The organism is Marixanthomonas ophiurae (assembly GCF_003413745.1).
Taxonomy (GTDB): Bacteria; Bacteroidota; Bacteroidia; order Flavobacteriales; family Flavobacteriaceae; genus Marixanthomonas; species Marixanthomonas ophiurae.
Genome location: NZ_QVID01000001.1, coordinates 1,561,264 through 1,581,755, shown reverse-complemented (window position 1 = coordinate 1,581,755; position 20,492 = coordinate 1,561,264). Strand labels below are relative to the sequence as shown.

At 36.1% G+C, this 20,492-nt stretch carries 19 protein-coding genes; 13 read left to right on the top strand and 6 right to left on the bottom strand.

Features of this window, described 5'->3' with window-relative positions:
* Nucleotides 1-5 precede the first annotated feature (5 nt).
* The 3 genes from DZ858_RS07230 to apaG are packed head-to-tail and all read left to right on the top strand — an operon-like array spanning nt 6 to nt 2,802.
* The gene (locus tag DZ858_RS07230; protein ID WP_117158894.1) at nt 6-1,259 is read left to right on the top strand and encodes a type IX secretion system plug protein; all 1,254 of its coding nucleotides are present in this window, start codon (nt 6-8) and stop codon (nt 1,257-1,259) included.
* Between the two features lie 21 nt (nt 1,260-1,280).
* Nucleotides 1,281-2,411 (top strand): DUF3667 domain-containing protein, encoded by a 1,131-nt coding sequence (locus DZ858_RS07225; protein WP_117158893.1) that lies wholly within the window; start codon nt 1,281-1,283, stop codon nt 2,409-2,411.
* A gap of 4 nt (nt 2,412-2,415) precedes the next feature.
* The gene (apaG, locus tag DZ858_RS07220; protein ID WP_117158892.1) at nt 2,416-2,802 is read left to right on the top strand and encodes a Co2+/Mg2+ efflux protein ApaG; all 387 of its coding nucleotides are present in this window, start codon (nt 2,416-2,418) and stop codon (nt 2,800-2,802) included.
* Between the two features lie 2 nt (nt 2,803-2,804).
* Here apaG and DZ858_RS07215 read toward each other — a convergent pair whose 3' ends face one another.
* Entirely contained in the window at nt 2,805-3,506 is a 702-nt protein-coding gene (locus tag DZ858_RS07215; protein WP_117158891.1) for an NRDE family protein, read from the bottom strand.
* Nucleotides 3,507-3,717: 211 nt separating this feature from the next.
* On the opposite strand from DZ858_RS07215, the gene pruA reads away from it, so the two are divergent.
* Both pruA and DZ858_RS07205 read left to right on the top strand, forming a co-directional pair.
* Nucleotides 3,718-5,349: an L-glutamate gamma-semialdehyde dehydrogenase gene (pruA, locus tag DZ858_RS07210; protein WP_117158890.1), complete on the top strand. Its 1,632-nt coding sequence runs from the start codon at nt 3,718-3,720 to the stop codon at nt 5,347-5,349.
* Nucleotides 5,350-5,445: 96 nt separating this feature from the next.
* Nucleotides 5,446-6,003 (top strand): NUDIX domain-containing protein, encoded by a 558-nt coding sequence (locus DZ858_RS07205; protein WP_117158889.1) that lies wholly within the window; start codon nt 5,446-5,448, stop codon nt 6,001-6,003.
* Nucleotides 6,004-6,019: 16 nt separating this feature from the next.
* On the opposite strand, the gene rsmG is transcribed toward DZ858_RS07205, so the two are convergent.
* A complete protein-coding gene (gene rsmG / locus DZ858_RS07200; RefSeq protein ID WP_117158888.1) occupies nt 6,020-6,649 on the bottom strand; it encodes a 16S rRNA (guanine(527)-N(7))-methyltransferase RsmG in 630 nt (209 codons plus the stop codon).
* Between the two features lie 130 nt (nt 6,650-6,779).
* On the opposite strand from rsmG, the gene DZ858_RS07195 reads away from it, so the two are divergent.
* Genes DZ858_RS07195 through purT form a run of 3 tightly spaced genes read left to right on the top strand, consistent with a single transcriptional unit; the run spans nt 6,780 to nt 10,262 of the window.
* Nucleotides 6,780-7,880, top strand: a complete 1,101-nt coding sequence (locus tag DZ858_RS07195) for a fatty acid desaturase family protein (RefSeq protein WP_117158887.1) — start codon at nt 6,780-6,782, stop codon at nt 7,878-7,880.
* 12 nt (nt 7,881-7,892) lie between these two features.
* Nucleotides 7,893-9,083: a pyridoxal phosphate-dependent aminotransferase gene (locus DZ858_RS07190; RefSeq protein ID WP_117158886.1), complete on the top strand. Its 1,191-nt coding sequence runs from the start codon at nt 7,893-7,895 to the stop codon at nt 9,081-9,083.
* Between the two features lie 15 nt (nt 9,084-9,098).
* Nucleotides 9,099-10,262 carry a formate-dependent phosphoribosylglycinamide formyltransferase gene (purT, locus tag DZ858_RS07185; protein ID WP_117158885.1) on the top strand — a complete coding sequence of 388 codons (1,164 nt, stop codon included), beginning with the start codon at nt 9,099-9,101 and terminating at the stop codon, nt 10,260-10,262.
* Between the two features lie 32 nt (nt 10,263-10,294).
* On the opposite strand, the gene DZ858_RS07180 is transcribed toward purT, so the two are convergent.
* Together DZ858_RS07180 and trkA are read right to left on the bottom strand one after the other, a co-directional pair.
* Nucleotides 10,295-11,800: a TrkH family potassium uptake protein gene (locus tag DZ858_RS07180; RefSeq protein ID WP_117158884.1), complete on the bottom strand. Its 1,506-nt coding sequence runs from the start codon at nt 11,798-11,800 to the stop codon at nt 10,295-10,297.
* Nucleotides 11,800-13,149, bottom strand: a complete 1,350-nt coding sequence (trkA, locus tag DZ858_RS07175) for a Trk system potassium transporter TrkA (RefSeq protein ID WP_117158883.1) — start codon at nt 13,147-13,149, stop codon at nt 11,800-11,802. The genes DZ858_RS07180 and trkA overlap by 1 nt, the downstream gene beginning before the upstream one ends.
* A 163-nt stretch (nt 13,150-13,312) precedes the next feature.
* On the opposite strand from trkA, the gene ubiE reads away from it, so the two are divergent.
* Both ubiE and porT read left to right on the top strand, forming a co-directional pair.
* On the top strand, nt 13,313-14,050 hold the full coding sequence (gene ubiE, locus DZ858_RS07170) for a bifunctional demethylmenaquinone methyltransferase/2-methoxy-6-polyprenyl-1,4-benzoquinol methylase UbiE (RefSeq protein WP_117159552.1): 738 nt from the start codon (nt 13,313-13,315) through the stop codon (nt 14,048-14,050).
* A 2-nt stretch (nt 14,051-14,052) separates the two neighbouring features.
* Nucleotides 14,053-14,760 (top strand): type IX secretion/gliding motility protein PorT/SprT, encoded by a 708-nt coding sequence (gene porT / locus DZ858_RS07165; protein WP_117158882.1) that lies wholly within the window; start codon nt 14,053-14,055, stop codon nt 14,758-14,760.
* Here the strand turns inward: porT and DZ858_RS07160 are convergent.
* Nucleotides 14,747-15,472, bottom strand: a complete 726-nt coding sequence (locus DZ858_RS07160) for a TrmH family RNA methyltransferase (protein WP_117158881.1) — start codon at nt 15,470-15,472, stop codon at nt 14,747-14,749. The genes porT and DZ858_RS07160 overlap by 14 nt on opposite strands.
* Before the next feature lie 12 nt (nt 15,473-15,484).
* Here DZ858_RS07160 and tamL point away from each other — a divergent pair, with 12 nt between their 5' ends.
* The 3 genes from tamL to accD are packed head-to-tail and all read left to right on the top strand — an operon-like array spanning nt 15,485 to nt 20,060.
* Nucleotides 15,485-18,064 (top strand): translocation and assembly module lipoprotein TamL, encoded by a 2,580-nt coding sequence (tamL, locus tag DZ858_RS07155; protein WP_239990735.1) that lies wholly within the window; start codon nt 15,485-15,487, stop codon nt 18,062-18,064.
* A gap of 44 nt (nt 18,065-18,108) precedes the next feature.
* Nucleotides 18,109-19,176, top strand: coding sequence for a class II fructose-bisphosphate aldolase (fbaA, locus tag DZ858_RS07150; RefSeq protein ID WP_117158880.1), 1,068 nt, complete (start codon nt 18,109-18,111; stop codon nt 19,174-19,176).
* Between the two features lie 17 nt (nt 19,177-19,193).
* Nucleotides 19,194-20,060, top strand: a complete 867-nt coding sequence (gene accD, locus DZ858_RS07145; RefSeq protein WP_117158879.1) for an acetyl-CoA carboxylase, carboxyltransferase subunit beta — start codon at nt 19,194-19,196, stop codon at nt 20,058-20,060.
* A gap of 45 nt (nt 20,061-20,105) precedes the next feature.
* Here the strand turns inward: accD and DZ858_RS07140 are convergent, their stop codons facing one another.
* Entirely contained in the window at nt 20,106-20,483 is a 378-nt protein-coding gene (locus DZ858_RS07140) for a heavy-metal-associated domain-containing protein (protein WP_117158878.1), read from the bottom strand.
* Nucleotides 20,484-20,492: the final 9 nt, after the last annotated feature.

Here is a 20,492-nt window from a genome sequence, read left to right as displayed (position 1 = left end):
TTAATATGTTTCAGAAGATATTATTCGGCCTTTTACTACTTGGCACACCATCCTTACTTTTCTCACAATTAGCTGAAATTCCAGCTCCTAATTACATTAAAACCATTCAATTTAAAGGTACAAGTGCACAAAGTGAACTACCTATTATTCGTTTAGGCGAAAGACTTCAACTCTCTTTCGACGCTTTAAATGGTGAGGAAGAAGATTTTTATTACACGATAACTCATCATAACTTTGATTGGACTGAGAGCGACCTTTCAAAAAGTGAATATTTAGATGGTTTTGATGATGTACGTATTGAAACGTATGAAAATTCACTGAACACGTTACAGATTTTTTCACACTATACTCTATCAATCCCTAATCGTGAAACCCGCAGGATCACAAAAAGTGGTAATTACCTCCTCTCAATTTTTGATAGCGACAACAATCCAATTTTTTCAAGAAAATTTATGGTTATTGAAGAAATTGCAGGTGTAAGTGTAGAGATAAGGCGATCGCGTGACCTTAATTTTATAGACGAAAAACAGACGGTGCAATTTACCATCAACTCACCTTCCTTACTTCTTATCAACCCGAAACAAACGGTGCATACGTTGGTTATGAAAAATAGTAATTTAAAAACAGCAATTACAAACCTCAAGCCTCAATACACCATTGGTAATGAACTTATATATAAATACGACAAAGAATCTTCTTTTTGGGGTGGAAACGAGTTTTTATCTTTTGACAACAAAGATGTTCGAGCTGCTGGCAACAATATTAGTCGCATAAGTGTTAGTGATGTGTACGAAAACTACCTATTTACAGACATAGGAAGGTTTAATCGCCCCTATACATACAACCCAGATATAAACGGAAATTTTGTAGTACGGAACATTAGCGCTAACAATCAAGATATTGAAGCAGAATATGTTAGACTGCATTTTAATCTTCAATATTTTGAAGACATTGGCGACAAAGAAATCCACCTCTACGGAAATTTTAATAATTGGACAATAGATGGCTCCACGTACATGAAATATGATCCACAGAGCGACACCTACCGAAATTCACGACTTTTTAAGCAAGGGTTTTACAACTATAAATATGTAGTAGTAAACCGTGATGGCTCTATTGAACCTGGCGCTATAAGTGGAAATTTTTGGCAAACAGAAAATGACTATACCGTACTGGTTTATTTTAGAGATTTAGGCGCACGGTATGATCGTATCATTGGAATGGGACGTGGCAATTCAACCAACATCACCAATAACTAAATAACTTTTTATCTTTACGGGATGAGCAAACATAAACCGGTGCCTTCTAACAGTCGTAAAGCCCAAAAATATAGAGGAATAGAATGTCTTAATTGCGGACAACCTCTGGATTTAAGTGATATTTATTGCCCGTATTGCTCACAATTAAACAGCACCAAACAGCTTTCTTTTAAAGACTTTTTTGCTGAATTTATCAATAGCATTGTTAGTTACGATTCCCGCTTACGCTACACGGTAAAAGACCTTTTATTTAAACCTGGCACCATAACCCGGTATTATATAAATGGACAACGACTTAAGTATGCGAACCCCTTTCGGTTTTTCTTAAGTGTTTCTATTATCTACTTTATTCTACAAGGCTTTATAGCGTTTATAGTGCCTGAAGAAGATTCAATGTTTAACGACGATGTCGGAGAACAGATAGAAGGTGAAGATTTTTACGATAAATTCATATCTATAAATGAACAAATAAAAGAAGCTTCGGCCAAAGCCAAGGTGGCGGAAGACTCTATTTCTGAAAGAAAAGACAGCTTATTACCCACTAAAAACATATCACAAATCACTTATTTTTCTGAAGAAAGTTTAGACTCTTTAAGTTGGCTAAAAAGCAGCACCGAACGGTTTAAAATGTATCGAAACTTTTATGAAACCCATACCATTAAAAAGGCAAGTGTTGCTCTAGATAGCCTTAATCATAAAAACACATTATACAATAGGTGGCTTTACAATAAAAACGAATCTATAGAACGAATTAGCAACAACCCAAAAGGATTTTTAGACTATCTTTTTAGAAAGATTCCATTTTTTATTTTCTTCTTTACCCCAGTGTACGCTCTGTTTTTTTGGCTTATATACTCAAAGAAAAAGCATAATTATATAGATCACACCATTTTTATATTTCACGTATTTAGCTTTTTGTTTTTAGCATTAATAGTTTGCCTACTTCCAGATACTATTTTAGGGTCTGATTTTTTTCAAAACATCCTTCTTTTGCTAATAGGTCCTTTTTATTATTATAAAGCCCTTCGGAACTTTTATAAGCAAAGCCGTTTTATAACTATTGTAAAATTTGTATTTTTAAATTTCATTTTTTGGATAGGAGCAACTTTTGCCGCCATACTTTTCTTTGCTGCAACAGCTGCCATTTATTAAATATATGGTTGAACAAGTAACAAAAGGGATTAAAATTTCGGTTATTTCAAGGTTTGAAGGAACTTTGATTAACAAGCAAAGAGAATGCTATACTTTTTCATACACCATTACCATAGAAAACCAAAGTGAAAACACCGTTCAACTATTAACGCGTTATTGGAAAATAAAAGATGCGTTAAACCCCCCAGAAACAGTTAAAGGTGAAGGCGTAATTGGTGTAAAACCCGTGCTACCTCCTGGCAAAAAACACACCTATAGCAGTGGCTGCCTACTTACATCTCCTATCGGCTCTATGGAAGGATATTACACCTTAATAGATCTTGATGCTAAAACAAGGTTTAGAGTGCCCGTTCCTGTCTTTAAACTACACGCCGCTTTTGCCCTAAACTAGATTTAAAAAAATTCTGTTACAATTTTTTCTTCTTGAAGGTCTTCGTAACGCATTGCTATATTTTGATTTTTTACAACTTGAGTAATACTTTTTGTCTTTACAAATCCGCGATCCATTATTACATCTACATCAAGATTTCCCTCTCCAGCCGTTTTATGAAACTGGAGTAAATCTGTAGCGGTGGGTTTCAAATTTTCAAATAAGAACGCTGAAAACCATTTCTCGCGTTTTTCTTTCATTTCTTTAGTATATAATAAAGAAGAAGACCAAATTTGTGGAGCAAGCGGTTTTTCAGTAAAGTGAATTTGAGACTCATCCCAGACTAGCTCAAATATTCGTAAATGATTCGACCAATCTACCATAACAATTGTAAAAGGCTCGATTCCTTCAAAATTGTATGTATCTATTTCTGAAACAGCATCATCTGATGTTAGTAAATCTTTTACAATAATACCACGGCTCATTCTATAAGAATCTTTACGCTCGTGCGCTGCAAAACCCCCATTCAATAAACAAATAAGACGTTTTTTGTTACTTACCCCTATCCAAGTTCCACCAGCCAATTCATCTTTAGGAAATAATAATTGAGTATTCTTTTCTGAATACACTTTAGGAGCCAGTGTATTACGACCGGGAGCTTCGTCTCTATTAGAAGTTAAAACAAAGCCATTATTAGAATTTGGAATAAAAGTAAGGGTACACATATTTTATAATAGTCTATAATTCTTCTTGAAAATTACAAAAAACACAGCCCAATCTGTGATATCAACTAGGCAAAGTTTCTCTTTAAAAAACAAGCTCTGTCAGCTTCTATAAACGAATAACTTAACAACCCCATAACACAAATTCTCCAACCTAAATTTGTACCTTTGCAGCCTTATAATAAGTACGAACCGATAAAAAATTAATATACCTATGGGAAAAGGATTTTTTGAAGTACCGGTAGCCGAAAACGAGCCAATCTTGAGCTACGCTCCCGGAACTCCTGAACGAGAAGAAGTTTTAAAAGCCTATAAAGAAATGTACAACAGCACTATAGACGTGCCTCTTTACATTAATGGGAAACATATAGAAACTGGAGACACTGCTACTATGGCGCCTCCACACGATCACAAACACGCTTTAGGCGTGTATCATAAAGCTGAAAAAAAGCACATTGAAGATGCAATTGAAGGTGCTCTTGAAGCTAGAAAAAAATGGGCTACCATGCCATGGGAAAACCGTGCTGCCATTTTTCTTCGCGCTGCCGAATTAATTGCTGGGCCATACCGAGCAAAAATTAATGCCGCTACCATGTTGGGGCAGTCTAAAAATATTTTTCAAGCTGAAATTGATTCCGCTTGTGAATTGATTGACTTTTTACGTTTCAACGTTCAGTCAATGATTGAAATCTACAAAGAGCAACCAGAATCTACATCGGCTGCGTGGAATAGATTAGAATACCGGCCATTAGAAGGATTCGTTTACGCAATTACGCCATTTAATTTTACAGCTATTGCCGGAAACCTTCCGTCTAGTGCGGCATTAATGGGGAACGTTGCAATTTGGAAACCAAGTGACAGCCAAGTATATTCAGCAAAAGTAGTGTTAGATGTATTTAAAGAAGCTGGTGTACCAGACGGTGTTATCAATATGGTAATGGGTGATCCAGAAATGATTACTGACACAGTATTGGCAAGTCCAGACTTTAGCGGCTTGCACTTTACAGGATCTACTAATGTATTTAAAAATATTTGGCAACAAATAGGAAACAACATACATAATTACAAAACATACCCTCGTATTGTTGGAGAAACAGGTGGAAAAGACTTTATCATCGCACACAAAACTTCAAACCCGAAGCAAGTAGCAACCGCTATTTCAAGAGGTGCTTTTGAATTTCAAGGTCAAAAATGTAGTGCTGCTAGTCGTTGCTATATTCCTAAAAGTATTTGGAATGATGTGAAAAAATATGTTCAGGAAGATTTAAAATCCTTTAAAATGGGAACCCCTGAAAATATGGATAACTTCATTAATGCAGTAATCCATGAAGGTTCTTTTGATAAGTTAGCAAGTTATATAGACCAAGCTAAAAAAGATGATAATGCAGAGATTGTAGCTGGTGGTGAATATGACAAAAGCGAAGGATATTTCATTCAACCTACAGTTATTAAAACTGAAGACCCGAAATACACCACTATGTGTACTGAGCTTTTCGGACCTGTAGTAACCATTTATGTATACGAAGATGAAAAATGGGAAGAAACCCTTCATTTAGTTGATGAAACTAGTGAATACGCTTTAACTGGTGCTGTATTTAGTGAAGATCGTTACGCATTGCAACAAGGAGTTGATATTCTTGAAAATGCAGCTGGAAACTTCTACTTAAACGATAAACCTACAGGTGCTGTTGTAGGACAACAACCATTTGGTGGTGCTAGAGCGAGTGGAACAAATGACAAAGCTGGAAGTAAGTTAAACCTATACCGTTGGATTTCTCCTCGTATGGTGAAAGAAACCTTTGTTTCACCAACAGATTATAGATACCCATTTTTAGGTGAAGATTAATCATTTAAATTGATTCAATACAAAAAAGCCCCTGATTTAGGGGCTTTTTTATACTTTTTTAAATATTTTTAAACCTCTTTACTGTATCTTTTTACTATGAAATATTCCATTGCAAATGAACGCGTAGTTTTTAATGATCATTATAAAATGTTAAAAGCTGAAACCACCTATGATAGTTTTAAAAGTGACGTTATTAAAACAGAACGGCTAGCTTTTCACAGAGGTGACTCCGTTGCTATTGTGCTTTATGAAAGTGACACAGACAGTATTTTATTAACCAACCAATTTAGATATCCTACTACACAACACAATGAAGGCTGGATACTGGAAATACCTGCAGGCTCTTTGAAAAAAGGTAAAAACCCATCAAGCTACATGGAACGTGAAGTCCTCGAAGAGTTAGGCTATCAAATTACAAAACCTCAACTTGTATCTCAGTTTTACACATCTTCAGGAGGTTCTACAGAACAAGTTTCTTTAAAGGATAAAAATGAAAAAGGTGGTGGTGTTGAAACTGAAAATGAAGACATCCAATTAGTAAAAATAACTGTTGCCGAAATAGGCTTATCTATTTCAAAAGAAATTAAAGATGCAAACATTATTATTGGCTTGCGATGGTTTTTGTTTCACAAAATGAACGAAATAAAACAATAGTCTTTTTCAGAAAAAATTATCCCTTAAATTTTAAAGGCAAATGTACCACACTTTTTGTTTCAAAGAAATCTTCTTCAAAGTAATCGGTTAAATTATAAATGGTCGTTTTTGGATAGGTAGCGAGCTCCTCGGTAAGATCACCACCTTTTAAATACAAGATTCCATTTTTAAGTTCGTGTAAGCTTTTTTTGGCTATTCTACCTTTTACCCAACGTACAAAGGTTTCCATTTGAGCCACGGCACGACTAACTATAAAGTCGTATTGACCCGTAATATTTTCGGCTCGATCATTGGTTATTTCTATATTTTTCAAGCCTAATCCTTGCGAAACCTCTTCAACCACTTTAATTTTTTTTCCAATACTATCTACTAAATGAAAGTGCGTGTCTGGAAATAAAATCGCCAAAGGAATACCGGGAAAACCTCCACCAGTACCAACATCTAAAATCCTTGCATCTTTTTTAAAGGATTGAACTTTAGCAATCCCAAGTGAATGTAGCACGTGACGCAAGTACAACTCATCAATATCCTTTCGGGAAACCACGTTTATTTTTAGATTCCAATCCTGGTAAAGTGTTTCTAGTTTTTCAAATTGATCTTGCTGCTTATCAGATAGATGCGGAAAATATTTTAAAATCAAGTCCATTCCAATGGTTTAAGTTGTAAAAGTATGGTTTATGAATAAATTTTCCATAATTGCGGCAGGGTATTTGTTTAAAGATATGTATTTTTATCCATTAATTTTTCAGAAGAAATTCTGTACTAATTCAAACTAAGTGAACACTCCTCATATAAAATTTTCGCGCGTTGATTCTGCTAAATTTTTCAGAACGCTGAATAAACGCGTAAACTCCTATTTCAAGGAAAACGAGATACAACGCACCGGTAATTGGAAAATACACGTAAAGGCAATTGTGATGTTTTCGCTCTACCTTACTCCCTATTTTTTGCTGTTAACATTAGACTTCCCTACTTGGGCACAAATACTTTTCACCATTATCATGGGTGTGGGAATGGCTGGTGTAGGTATGAACGTTATGCACGATGCTAATCATGGCTCCTATTCTTCTAAAAAATGGATTAATAAGCTCATGGGTGGCAGTATGTATATTTTAGCGGGTAACGTTTATAATTGGCAGGTACAACATAATGTATTACACCATACTTACACCAACATACATGGACACGATGAAGATATGGAAGCGGGTCGTATCATTCGGTTTTCTAAACACGCTAAATGGCGTCGTTTTCATAAATTTCAACAATATTACAGTGTTTTCTTATACGGTTTGCTCACATTTAATTGGGCATTAACAACCGATTTTAAACAAACCAAACGCTATTTGTCTAAAAAGCTTTCTTACGGAAAACTACCAAAACCCATTACACAATGGAGTTTGTTAATAATTACAAAAATTATTTATATGGGAGTTTGGATTGCAATCCCAATATTATTTTTCAACATTGCCTGGTGGAAAATATTAATCGGCTTTTTCATTATGCACTATGTGGCAGGATTGATTCTAAGTATCGTTTTCCAATTGGCACATATTGTAGAAGACACCGATATGCCTTTGCCCGACAAAACAGGAAATATGAAAAACACCTGGGCCATTCATCAATTGTTTACCACCGTTAATTTTTCGACCAAGAATAAATTGGTAAATTGGTTTACAGGCGGACTGAATCACCAAGTAGAACATCATATTTTTCCAAATATCAGTCACGTGCATTATTCTAAAATTTCTGAAATTGTACGAGAAACAGCTTTGGAGTTCAACTTACCATACAATGAATACAAAACAACAAGAGGTGCCATTATAGCGCATTTTAAGTACTTAAAACAAATGGGTTTAAAGCCCGCAATACCAGCATAACCTCCTATAACTATGAACCAACAACTTTCTGATCGCGTTAATAAAATGGCCACATCGGCAACACTTGCCATGGCTGCCAAAGCAAGAGAACTTCGAGAGGAAGGAAAAGATATAATCGGCCTAAGCCTAGGCGAACCAGATTTTACTGTTCCTGAATTTGTTAAAGATGCAGCAATAAAAGCCATTCAAGAAGATTATCACGCGTACACACCCGTTGATGGCTATAGAGAATTAAAACAGGCCATCATTAAAAAGTTTAAACGGGACAACAATCTAGATTATAAGCTTTCACAAATTGTGGTTTCCACAGGAGCAAAACAATCATTAGCTAATTTAGCTCAAGTTTTACTGAATAAAGGCGATGAAGTTTTATTACCCGCACCATATTGGGTAAGCTACAGCGATATTGCAAAAGTGGCCGAAGGCGTACCGGTTGAAATAAAAACCAGTATTGAAAGCGACTTTAAAGTTACACCTAAAGCCCTAGAAGCGGCGATTACCCCAAAAACTAAAATGATTATGTACAGCTCCCCTTGCAACCCAAGCGGTTCGGTTTATAGCCAAGAGGAGCTTCGTGCCTTAGCTGATGTGCTGGTAAAACATCCTGATATTATTGTAATCAGTGACGAAATATATGAACATATCAATTTTACAGGACAACACGCTTCTATGGCACAATTTGACGATATGTATGATCGCACCGTTACTGTAAACGGAGTTTCAAAAGCGTATGCGATGACGGGTTGGAGAATTGGTTATATTGGCGCACCAGAATGGATTGCCAAAGCTTGTACAAAAATGCAAGGACAAGTTACCAGTGGCACCAACTGCATTGCGCAACGTGCTGTCATAACTGCTCTAGAAGAATCACCAAGTAAGATTCAATATATGGTAGAGGCTTTTAAAAGCCGGAGAAAACTAATATTAGATCTACTTTCTGAAATTCCAGGGATGAAAACCAATGAGCCTGAAGGTGCTTTTTATGTATTTCCAGATGTTTCAAGTTTCTTCGGAAAAACAATAAAAGGAGCTAAAATAAATAATGCAACCGATTTTTCATTGTTCTTGCTAGAAGAAGCCCTAGTTGCAACCGTTACAGGTGAAGCCTTTGGTGACCCTAATTGCATTCGTCTTTCCTATGCAGCTTCAGAAGCTGATATCGTGGAAGCAATGAAACGAATTAAAAAAGTTCTTTCAGAATAAATTAAACCCCTTTTCATGGCAACGATACTTCTACTTGGCAGCGGCGAATTAGGTAAAGAATTCACTATAGCTGCACAGCGAATAGGACAGACTATTATAGCCGTAGATAGCTATAAAAACGCTCCTGCAATGCAAGTTGCAGATGCTTTTGAGGTTATCAATATGCTCGATGGCGATGCGCTAGATGTTATCGTTGAAAAACATAAACCGGATTACATTGTCCCCGAAATTGAAGCCATTCGAACCGAACGTTTCTACGAATATGAAAAACAAGGTTATACCGTAATTCCTTCAGCTAAAGCTGCCAATTATACAATGAACCGAAAGGCTATTCGTGATCTGGCTGCAAAAGAATTAGGTATTAAAACAGCAGCTTATCGCTATGCGACTTCAGCAGAAAGTTTAGAAAAAGCTGTTTCTGAAGTTGGAATACCATGTGTAGTAAAACCCTTAATGTCCTCTAGCGGAAAAGGACAAAGTACAATTAAATCCAAAGACGATATTGTTAAAGCATGGCAATATTCGCAAGAAGGTTCTCGTGGTGATGTTGCCGAAGTAATTGTAGAAGCTTTTGTCAACTTTAACTACGAAATAACGTTACTCACCGTTACGCAGCGAAATGGCAAAACACTTTTCTGCCCTCCTATTGGCCATAGACAAGAACGTGGCGATTATATGGAAAGCTGGCAACCTGCTAGTATGGAAGCTACGCATTTAAAAATTGCCCAAGAAATGGCAGAAAAAGTCACCCAAGCACTTACTGGCTCTGGAATTTGGGGAGTCGAATTTTTTGTAGCTGACGATGGAGTCTACTTTTCTGAACTTTCTCCCCGACCACACGATACAGGAATGGTTACTTTAGCCAACACTCAAAATTTTAATGAATTTGAACTCCACTTAAGAGCTGTTTTAGGATTGCCTATCCCTGAAATAACCCAAGAACGGATTGGTGCCAGTGCAGTTATCTTAGCTCCCGGAGAATCGAAAAATCCAACTTTTGAAGGATTAGAAACTGTTTCAGGAGCTTCAAAATGTGATTTTAGACTATTTGGTAAAACTTCCTCACGCTTACATAGAAGAATGGGGGTTGTAGTTGCTTACGATTCCATAGGAAGTTCTGTTTCCGAAGTGACTAAAAAAGCTAGGAAACTAGCCGATAGCATTTCAATAAAACTTTAATTCAGTTTTCTCAAAGTTAGATTTGTTTAATCTTAGCGGTTTCGCCAAAAGAAAGGTGTTAATAAAATTAATACTGTAAAAAGCTCCAAACGACCAATCAACATTAAAAACGAAGCCCACCATTTGGCAGCATCGGGCAATATCCCGTAATTATCTACAGGCCCAAGATCGCCCAATGCGGGACCAACATTCCCCAAAGAAGAGGCAGCACCACCTAATGCTGTTTTAAAATCTAATCCCAACCAAGAGAAAACTAGTACCCCGACTATAAATGAGAGCATATATAGAATAAAGAATCCTAATATATTATACACAATAGGTTGCCCCACAGCCTTATTATTATACCGTACAGGTAAAATAGCATTGGGATGCAGCGCACGTTTAAATTCCAATACTCCATTTTTAATCATGATTAAATGACGTACAATCTTAATACCTCCAGCAGTAGAACCAGCGGAACCACCCAAAAACATCAGACCGAAAAAGAATATGGTAAGAAATGGTGTCCATAATGTATAATCTGCTGAAACAAACCCTGTGGTAGTAATAATAGCAAGTACTTGAAACAATCCGTGCCGGAAAGAACTTTCTAATCTTCCCCACACCATGCTATGCTCTATTGAAGATAGTGAAATATCTGCTTTAAAATAGATAAGTAAGGTAGCTATGACAGTAAAAGAACCTATAAATAAACAATAAAACTTAAACTCATCATCCCTAAAAACTTTAGAAAATTTAGTTTTAAATGCAAAATAGCTCAGTACAAAGTTAGTACCTGCCAAAAACATAAACAGAATAATAATATACTGTATAATAGGTTGGTCATTCCAATAAGCTACGCTTGCATTTTTAGTTGAAAAACCACCTGTACTCAATGTACTTAACGAATGATTTATAGCGTCGAAAAAACTCATTCCTGCTAATTTCAACAACAAGGTTTCAATTAACGTATAACCTACATAGATAATCCACAACCGTTTAGCGGTATCTGTAATACGTGGATGTAACTTATCACCGCCAGGACCCGGTGCTTCGGCAGAAAATAATTGCATACCACCAATCCCTAACAAAGGCAGAATAGCAATGGCTAATACGATAATCCCCATTCCTCCAATCCAATGTGTGATACTTCGCCAAAAAAGCACGCCTTTTGGGATACTTTCTATATCACTTAATATAGAAGCACCTGTAGTGGTATATCCACTCATAGTTTCAAAAAAAGCATTGGTAATACTGGGTATTGCCCCACTTAGCATATACGGTAACGTTCCTGCCAAGGACATTGTTAGCCATCCAAAAGCTACAATAAGATATCCTTCTCTTTTCTGAATTTCTTTACGGTGATTCCGAGTGACTAACATGGAAATTGCACCTATTGCCATTGTAATCAGGCCTGCATTGAAAATTTGTAAAACAACGCCATCCTTATAAATAAAGCTAACCAATGCAGATAAAAACATAAAACCAGCGTTTACTACTAATAGCAACCCCAAAAGGTGAATTATGATTTTTAGATTAAGCCTTGCAAAGGATCGCATTATACAAAGAGTTTTTCCACCTTATTAATAGATTGTGGTAAACAGCAAATTACAATATGATCGCCATTTTTAATTTTAAAATCACCTAAAGCGATCAAACCTTCACCATCTCTTACAACCCCTCCTATAACAGCAGATCTAGGCAAATCAATATCCTTTATTTTTTTGTCGCATACTTTTGAAGAAGTGGTAACTCTAAACTCCAAAAGCTCTGCATTCATGTTGTTAAGCTTTGTCATAGCCACAACCTCACCTTTTCTAACATACCGAAATATATTATTGGCAGCTAAAAGCTTCTTGTTAATTAAAGTATCAATACCTATGGATTGTGATAATTGAAAATAATCCATATTTTCGACCAAAGCGATGGTTTTTTTTACACCTTTAGATTTTGCAACCAAACAAGACATGATATTGGTCTCACTGTTTCCAGTAACTGCTATAAACGCATCCATCTCGTTAATAGATTCTTCTTGCAGTAAATCTACATTTCTACCATCTCCATTGATGACAAGACAACTAGGAATATCGTCAGCTATATCAAAAGCTTTGTCCTTACTACTTTCGATTAGTTTTACCTTAAAGCTATTTTTACAGAGATCTTGAGCTGTTTTATACCCTATTTTACTTCCTCCAAGAATCATTACGTTTTTAATATCTTCTCTCACTTTTCCAGTAAGATGAAACATTTCTTCAACGCCTTTCTCAGTAGTTGTAAAGTATACTTGATCCCCTTCTTTAAACTGCGTATCTCCCCTTGGTATTAAGGTATATTGTGTTCCGAAACGCTGTATAGCTAGTGGTACATATTTTAAGTCTGGATTTAAATCACCTACCTCTTTTACAGTTTTGCCTACAAAAGCTGCAGTACGGGATAAGTTTAGCCCAATCATGGTCAGGGCTCCACCCTCAAATTCGTAAGTGTCATTAAAAGCACTTTGGCCTAACAACAAAGCAATTTCATTAGCGGCAAGTGCTTCTGGGGAAATGAGTTCGTCTATCCCAAATTTAGTAAAACCTACCTCATCCTTTTTCTCAATAAACTCAGTATTTGAAATACGAGCTACTGTCCGTTTGGCCCCCAATTGCTTTGCCAAGACACAAACCGTTATGTTAGTAGTTTCACTAGAGGTCACAGCGATTACGAGATCTGTAGAAGCTATTTTCGAATCTTTCAAAACAGAAATTGAAGTAGCGTCACCCTTTACCACACGAATATCCAAATGGGTATCCGCATATGCCAAAGATTCTTTTTTGGTATCTATAAGGGTAATATCTTGAGACTCGTAAGACAGCAATTTAGCTAAATGAAATCCCACTTCACCGGCACCGGCAATAATAATCTTCATAAACGTCTTCTAATAAGTGTGGCAAAGTTATGTAATTTAAAATTAGTTATTAAGAAGTATTTATAAATCTATATTAACTTAAAAAATAATGTTAGAGTTTCTATCTCAAAATCTATATGTGATGGCATACAACTATCAAAAAAAACGTAGTTTTGCTTTTGCTATGAGTTCAGAAAAAAAAGTGACACCCTACAAAGGTTCTGCCGAAAATAAAAAGCAGCAGGTTGAAAAAATGTTCGACACCATTTCTGGTGAATATGACGGGTTAAACCGTGTTATCTCATTAGGAAGCGATATAAAGTGGCGAAAAAAAGTAATCAAGATGGTTCTAAACACCAAACCAGATGCTATTCTTGATATTGCAACGGGCACTGGTGACCTTGCTGTACAATTTGCAAAAACCAGCGAGGCATCAAAAATTATAGGATTAGACCTTTCTGAAGGAATGCTTTCCGTAGCCCGAAAAAAAGTAGAAGGAACCCCATTAGAAAATAAAGTTGGTTTTGTAAAAGGAGATTCCGAAGCATTACCATTTGATGATAACACCTTCGATGCAATAACCGTTTCGTTTGGGATTCGAAACTTTGAGAACCTTGAAAAAGGCCTTTCTGAAATTTTAAGGGTTCTAAAAAAAGGAGGAATTTTTGTTATTTTAGAAACATCAGTTCCTAAAAAGTTTCCATTTAAACAAGGCTATTCTATTTACACCAAAGGCATAATGCCGTTTATAGGACGTGTTTTTTCAAAAGACAAAGTAGCTTACAAATATTTAAGCGAAAGTGCTTCTGTTTTTCCACATGGAGAAATCTTAAACAATATTTTACGCAAAACTGGGTTTATAGAAGTGAAAAACAAACCACAAACTTTTGGCGTAGCCACCATTTATATAGCTACTAAATAAATATGAAGAAACTATTTTTTCTACTTGCCATACTATTTTTAACCCATAGTGCCCAAGCACAACTCTTTAACAAAGAACGATTGGCAAACCAAGAAACATTTGACAAACGTTTTTTAACATGGGGATATTTTTTAGGTTTTAATAGTTATGACTTTAAATTCGAATATGAAAATGAAAATCCTGATGATAGAACAGATATTCTTGTAGATGGAGATGTTGGCTTTAATGTAGGCCTTGTAGGTGATATGCGAGTTAACGATTATGTTAACATCCGGTTAGAACCCGGATTATACTACACACAAAGAAATTTACGATTCCCTGGTTTTGAAGAAGAGAAAGACATTCTACGCGAAGTTAAATCTACTTATATACACGTTCCGTTGCTTGTAAAACTTTCAACTAAGCGATTAAATAATTTCAGACCTTTTATAGTTGGGGGTATTTCTACCTCCTTAAACCTATCGAGTAACGAAGGTAATCCGCAAGACAACTCAGGTGGTGAGTTTAGAATGACCAAGACCACCAATTATTTTGAACTTGGTTTTGGAATCGATTTTTATCTTTTTTATTTTAAGTTTACGCCTTCCATTCGAGGGGTATTTGCTACTAGTGACGAGTTGGTGCCCGACGAAGACCCAAACAGTCCTTGGACCGGAAACATAAGCCAAATGTCTACCCGCGGTATTTTTATTAACTTTACATTTCAGTAAAACGCCTAACTTCGCTTAACAAAATTGCAGTTGCGGTTGCTACATTCAAGCTTTCTGTTCTTTGATTGCCAAATTGCGGAATCGCTATCTTTTCAGTAATCAATTTTTCAATAGATTCTGAAACACCATTTGCCTCATTCCCCATTACAATAATAGCATCTTGCTGAAGTTTTTGGCGATAAACATTTTCCCCATCCATAAAAGCACCATAAATTGGCAGTGAAGATGCCTTTAAATAGTTTTCTATATCTACATAATGAATGGCAACCCTTGCTAGCGAACCCATTGTAGCTTGCACAACTTTTGGGTTGTAGCAATCTGTAGTATCGGTTGAGCAAATTAACTGCTTTACTCCAAACCAATCACACAACCTAATTATGGTTCCTAAATTACCTGGGTCACGAACGGCATCAAGAACAATTGTTAATCCTTTATTATTAACTGGTTTAACTTCAGGCATTTTAAAAACAGCCACCGAGGTATTTGCTGTTTTTAGAAAGCTTATTTTTTGAAGTTCGGCTTGCGTAACATGAAAATGGTTTTCGTTTATGAATTCCTCTTCATTTACTGAAAAAAAAGAATGAATTTCTAAACCTTCTTGTTTTAATTCTGAAATAACTTTAGGACCTTCGCCCACGAAAAGTCCGTGTTTTTCTCGGTACTTTTTTTGCTTTAAACTCGTTATTGACTTTATTTTACTTTTACTTATCAAATTATAGTATTTTTGAAATTAAGTAAACCTGAACACTTGGCCCAAACCCTCACAAAAATAGCATTATTTTTAGGAGTAATTGCACTGTTTCTATCCTGTAACGCCGTAAAACGCGTACCGGATGATCAGTTTTTACTTTCAGAAAATAAAATTGTAGTTGATAGCTTAGAAATAAGTGACCTTAGAGTATACAGCCAATTAAAGCAGAAACCAAATCCTAAAATACCATTATTAGGCATCCCTTTTGGGCTTCATATTTATAATCTAGCAGACCCGCACCCAGATTCTACATATCAAAAATGGTTGCATAAAAGGCCAAAACGTGAAAAGCGATTGGTTAAATTTCTATCTAGAAAACAAGTACAAGAAATTGGCAATAGCTATGTAGGCCTAAACAATTGGTTACGAAAATCTGGAGACGCTCCCGTAATCATTGACAAAGAAAAAGCTGAAAGCTCAAAAGAACGCTTAGAGCGCTATTATGCCAGTTATGGATATTTTAATACCGAAGCAGATTATAAAATTACTCCGCTCGAAAAAAAGAAAAAAAGAGCTAGTATAACGTATAATGTAAATAGACATCAACCATACATTGTAGATTCTATTAATAAAGAAATTGCATCTCCTGTAGTCGATTCACTTTTTAAAGCCTCAATTGGTAACAGCTTTATTAAATCTGGAAAACAATATGATGCCAATGATTTTGTAGATGAACGGGATAGGTTGACCATCCAATTTAGAAATTCAGGATTATTTCATTTTGACCAAGACTACGTGGGTTTTGAAGCCGACACAGTAAACACAGGACATAAAGCCAATATAAAATACCAAATACCAAATCGGGAAGTAACCGAAGGCGACAGTACATATACAGAACCATTTAAAGTACATACGGTAAATGAAATTCGTATTGTGACGGATTTTAGCTATGAAAACCGAAACGAGACTCCTACAGACTCTGTTGAACATGAAGGGTACAAATTATATAGTTTTGATAAGTTAAAATACAACCCCAAAGCTATTACCGATGCTATTTCCATTACGCCTAATTCCATTTTTAAAGATATAGACCGGACGTTAACCTACAACCAAATAAATGACCTTAAAGTCTTTAAGTATCCCAACATTAGTTATCAAGAGGACCCAAGAGATACCACAGGAACTAAATTAATAACAACCATCTTGCTCAGTCCAAGGAAAAAATACAACCTAGGAGTAGATTTTGATGCATATACTTCTACCATTCAACAGTTCGGAATTGGTTTTAGTTCTACATTTCAAATAAGAAATGTCTTTAAAGGTGCTGAAATTTTAGAAATATCAGGTCGTGGGAGCGTCGGTTCTTCAGCAGATAAAGATGGTGGTTTCTTTAATACATCAGATGTAGGTGGCGATGTTAAGCTTTCGTTCCCCAGAATTTTATTTCCTCTTAATACCGATGGTTTCATAAAAAAATACATGTCCCCTTCTACCGAAATAAGCGTCGGTTTTAGTGCACAGAACAATATAGGCTTGGATAGGCAAAACTTAAACGCAATCTTTAATTACCGTTGGAAACCCAAAAAAATACGCACCAACCAATTTAACCTAGCAAACGTACAGTATGTGCGAAACCTTAGAACAGACAATTATTTCAATGTTTATAAAAGCACGTATAGTCGTCTAAATGAAATTGCTGAAGAAATAGGTTACGATTTTATGGATGTTACTTCCGAAGATCCAACATTGGGCATTCCTAACGAGGCAAACCAATTTATTGATGATATTCTGGACAACAGCGGCCCAAATACAGTATCTCCAGATATTTACGAAGAGGTTTTAGGAATTGCAGAACGTAAATTCAGGCTTACAGAAGACAACCTTATTTTTGCATCAAACTTCACTTGGACCCGAGATACCCGTGAAAATATTTATGATAATAATTTTTCACGTCTACGTTGGAAATTAGAAAGCGCTGGTAATTTTTTATCGTTAGCGTCGAAAGCGACCGGACAAGAGAAAAATGCGAACGGCAATTACGAAACCCTAGGTGTAGCTTATTCTCAATATATAAAAGGGGAAACTGAATATATAAAGCACTGGGCGTTGAACGACGATAATATTTTAGCCGTAAGAGCATTTGGCGGTATCGCCATTCCCTACGGAAACAGTAACACCATACCCTTTACTAGAAGTTATTTTGCGGGTGGTGCAAACGATAACAGAGGGTGGCGAGCGTATGATTTAGGCCCAGGAAGCAGTGGCGGCATCTTAGATTTTAATGAAGCTAACTTTAAACTAGCTTTCAATGCAGAATACCGGTATACCATTTTAGGAGCTTTTAAAGGAGCGTTTTTTGTTGATGCGGGAAACATTTGGAATGTTCTTGATAACGAGTCTAGAGAAGCCTTTAGATTTAATGGAATACAAGACCTCAAAGAACTGGGGGTTGCCTCTGGATTTGGCCTGCGCTACGACTTTGGTTTTTTTGTACTTCGGTTTGATATAGGCTTTAAAACACACGACCCAGGTAGACCTGTTGGTGAACGTTGGTTCAAGGATTATAATTTTAGTAATGCCGTTTATAATATAGGAATCAACTATCCCTTCTAACCCATTAAAAATTCTTATTTTTGCGGGTAAAACGATCAACAACTATGAATCATTCCATACAACCCGGCGTAGCAACCGGAAGAGAAGTCCAAAAAATACATCAGTACGCAAAGGATAAAGGCTTTGCTATGCCAGCCGTAAATGTAGTTGGCTCTAATAGTATTAATACCGTTATGGAAACGGCTGCTGCTTTAAATTCTCCCGTAATTATACAATTTTCTAACGGAGGAGCTTATTTTAATGCTGGAAAAGGCTTAAGCAACGAAAACCAAAAAGCTGCTATCCTTGGTGGTGTTACTGGAGCAAAACATATTCATGATTTAGCAAAAGCATACGGCGCGACGGTTATTTTACACACCGACCACGCTGCTAAAAAATTACTTCCATGGATTGATGGTCTTTTAGATGCCGGCGAACAATTTTACAAAGAACATGGAAAGCCGCTTTTCAGTTCGCATATGATTGATCTTTCAGAAGAACCTCTTGAAGAGAATATTGAAATTTCAAAAAAATACCTAGAACGCATGAGTAAAATGGGTATGACGCTTGAAATTGAATTAGGTATTACTGGTGGTGAAGAAGACGGAGTTGACAACACCGATGTAGATTCATCAAAATTATATACTCAACCTGAAGAAGTAGCATACGCGTATGAGGAATTATTAAAAGTGAGCGATCAATTTACCATCGCTGCTGCCTTCGGAAATGTACACGGTGTTTATAAACCTGGAAATGTAAAACTAACACCTGTCATTCTTAAAAACTCACAGGAATACGTTCAGAAAAAATTCAATACCGACCACAACCCTATTGATTTTGTTTTTCACGGCGGAAGCGGTTCTACAGTTGAAGAAATTAGAGAAGCAATTGGCTACGGAGTAATAAAAATGAACATAGACACCGACTTACAATACGCCTTTAATGAAGGAGTACGTGACTATGTTACCAAAAATATTGATTATCTAAAAACCCAAATTGGAAATCCAGAAGGCGAAGAGGTTCCTAATAAAAAATATTACGACCCGAGAAAGTGGTTACGCGAAGGCGAACTAACATTTAAAAAACGATTGGAAAAGGCTTTTGAAGACCTTAACAACGTAAACACATTATAACTTAAAACTCCTCAATTATGTCTTGGTTTAAAAGAACAAAAAAAGGAATTCAAACCCCTACAGAAGAGAAAAAAGACGTCCCAAAAGGATTGTGGTACAAATCTCCAACAGGGAAGATAGTTGACTCTGAAGAGCTTGAAAAGAACTTCTATGTGAGTCCTGAAGATGGCTATCATGTAAGAATTGGAAGCAACGAATACTTTGAATTGCTTTTTGATGACAATAAATACAAAGAACTCGATAAAAACTTGACTTCAAAAGATCCTTTGAAATTTGAAGACAAGAAAAAATATCCAGATCGTTTAAAAGATGCTCAAAAGAAAACCGGTCTTAAAGATGCGGCTCGTACGGCAGTAGGAAAATCCATGGGCGAAAACTTAGTTGTTGCCTGTATGGATTTCAGTTTTATTGGAGGCTCTATGGGAAGTGTTGTAGGCGAAAAAATTGCACGTGCTGCAGACTATTCGTTAAAAAAGAAAATCCCACTAATGATTATTTCAAAAAGTGGTGGCGCCCGTATGATGGAAGCCGTACTTTCGTTAATGCAATTAGCTAAAACGAGTGCCAAATTAGCACAGTTATCAGATGCTGGCATTCCATATGTTTCTTTATGTACCGACCCTACTACTGGAGGAACAACAGCTTCCTTTGCCATGTTGGGTGATATTAATATAAGTGAACCTGGAGCCTTAATTGGTTTTGCAGGACCTCGTGTAGTGCGTGACACTACAGGGCAAGAGCTTCCTGAAGGGTTTCAAACCGCAGAATTTTTAAAGGAACATGGCTTTTTAGACTTTATTACACACCGAAGAGACCTAAAAACACGCGTAAATCAATATTTAGATTTAGTACTAAATAGACCTATGCGTGAAAAAACAGCATAAAAAAAGCAGCCAAATTTGGCTGCTTTTTTTATCTCTTATCTTCAATTATTTTTGACCCTCTTTTTCTCCTTCTCCTTTATGATCGTCTTTTATAGCTTCATCTCTATATTTACAACAAGGGTGAACACTATTGTATGCTTCGTTAGTAGCCTTTAACTCCTCTACATCATGCCCTACTGCTAGAATGTTTTCTTTAATAGCATCTAAATTGGTTTTCTTTTCGTTGTAAATCAATTTAAGTTCATGAGTCTGAACATCCCAAATTGCGCTTTTTACGCCTTTGGTTTTTATACTTGCTTTTTCAATTCTTTCTTTACACATGCCGCAAACGCCATCAACTTCTAAAGAAGTTCTTGCATTTTTATTCTGTGCAAAAGTTACTGTTGTGATTAATAAAATTAATATGCTTATAGCTGTTTTCATATTTTATAA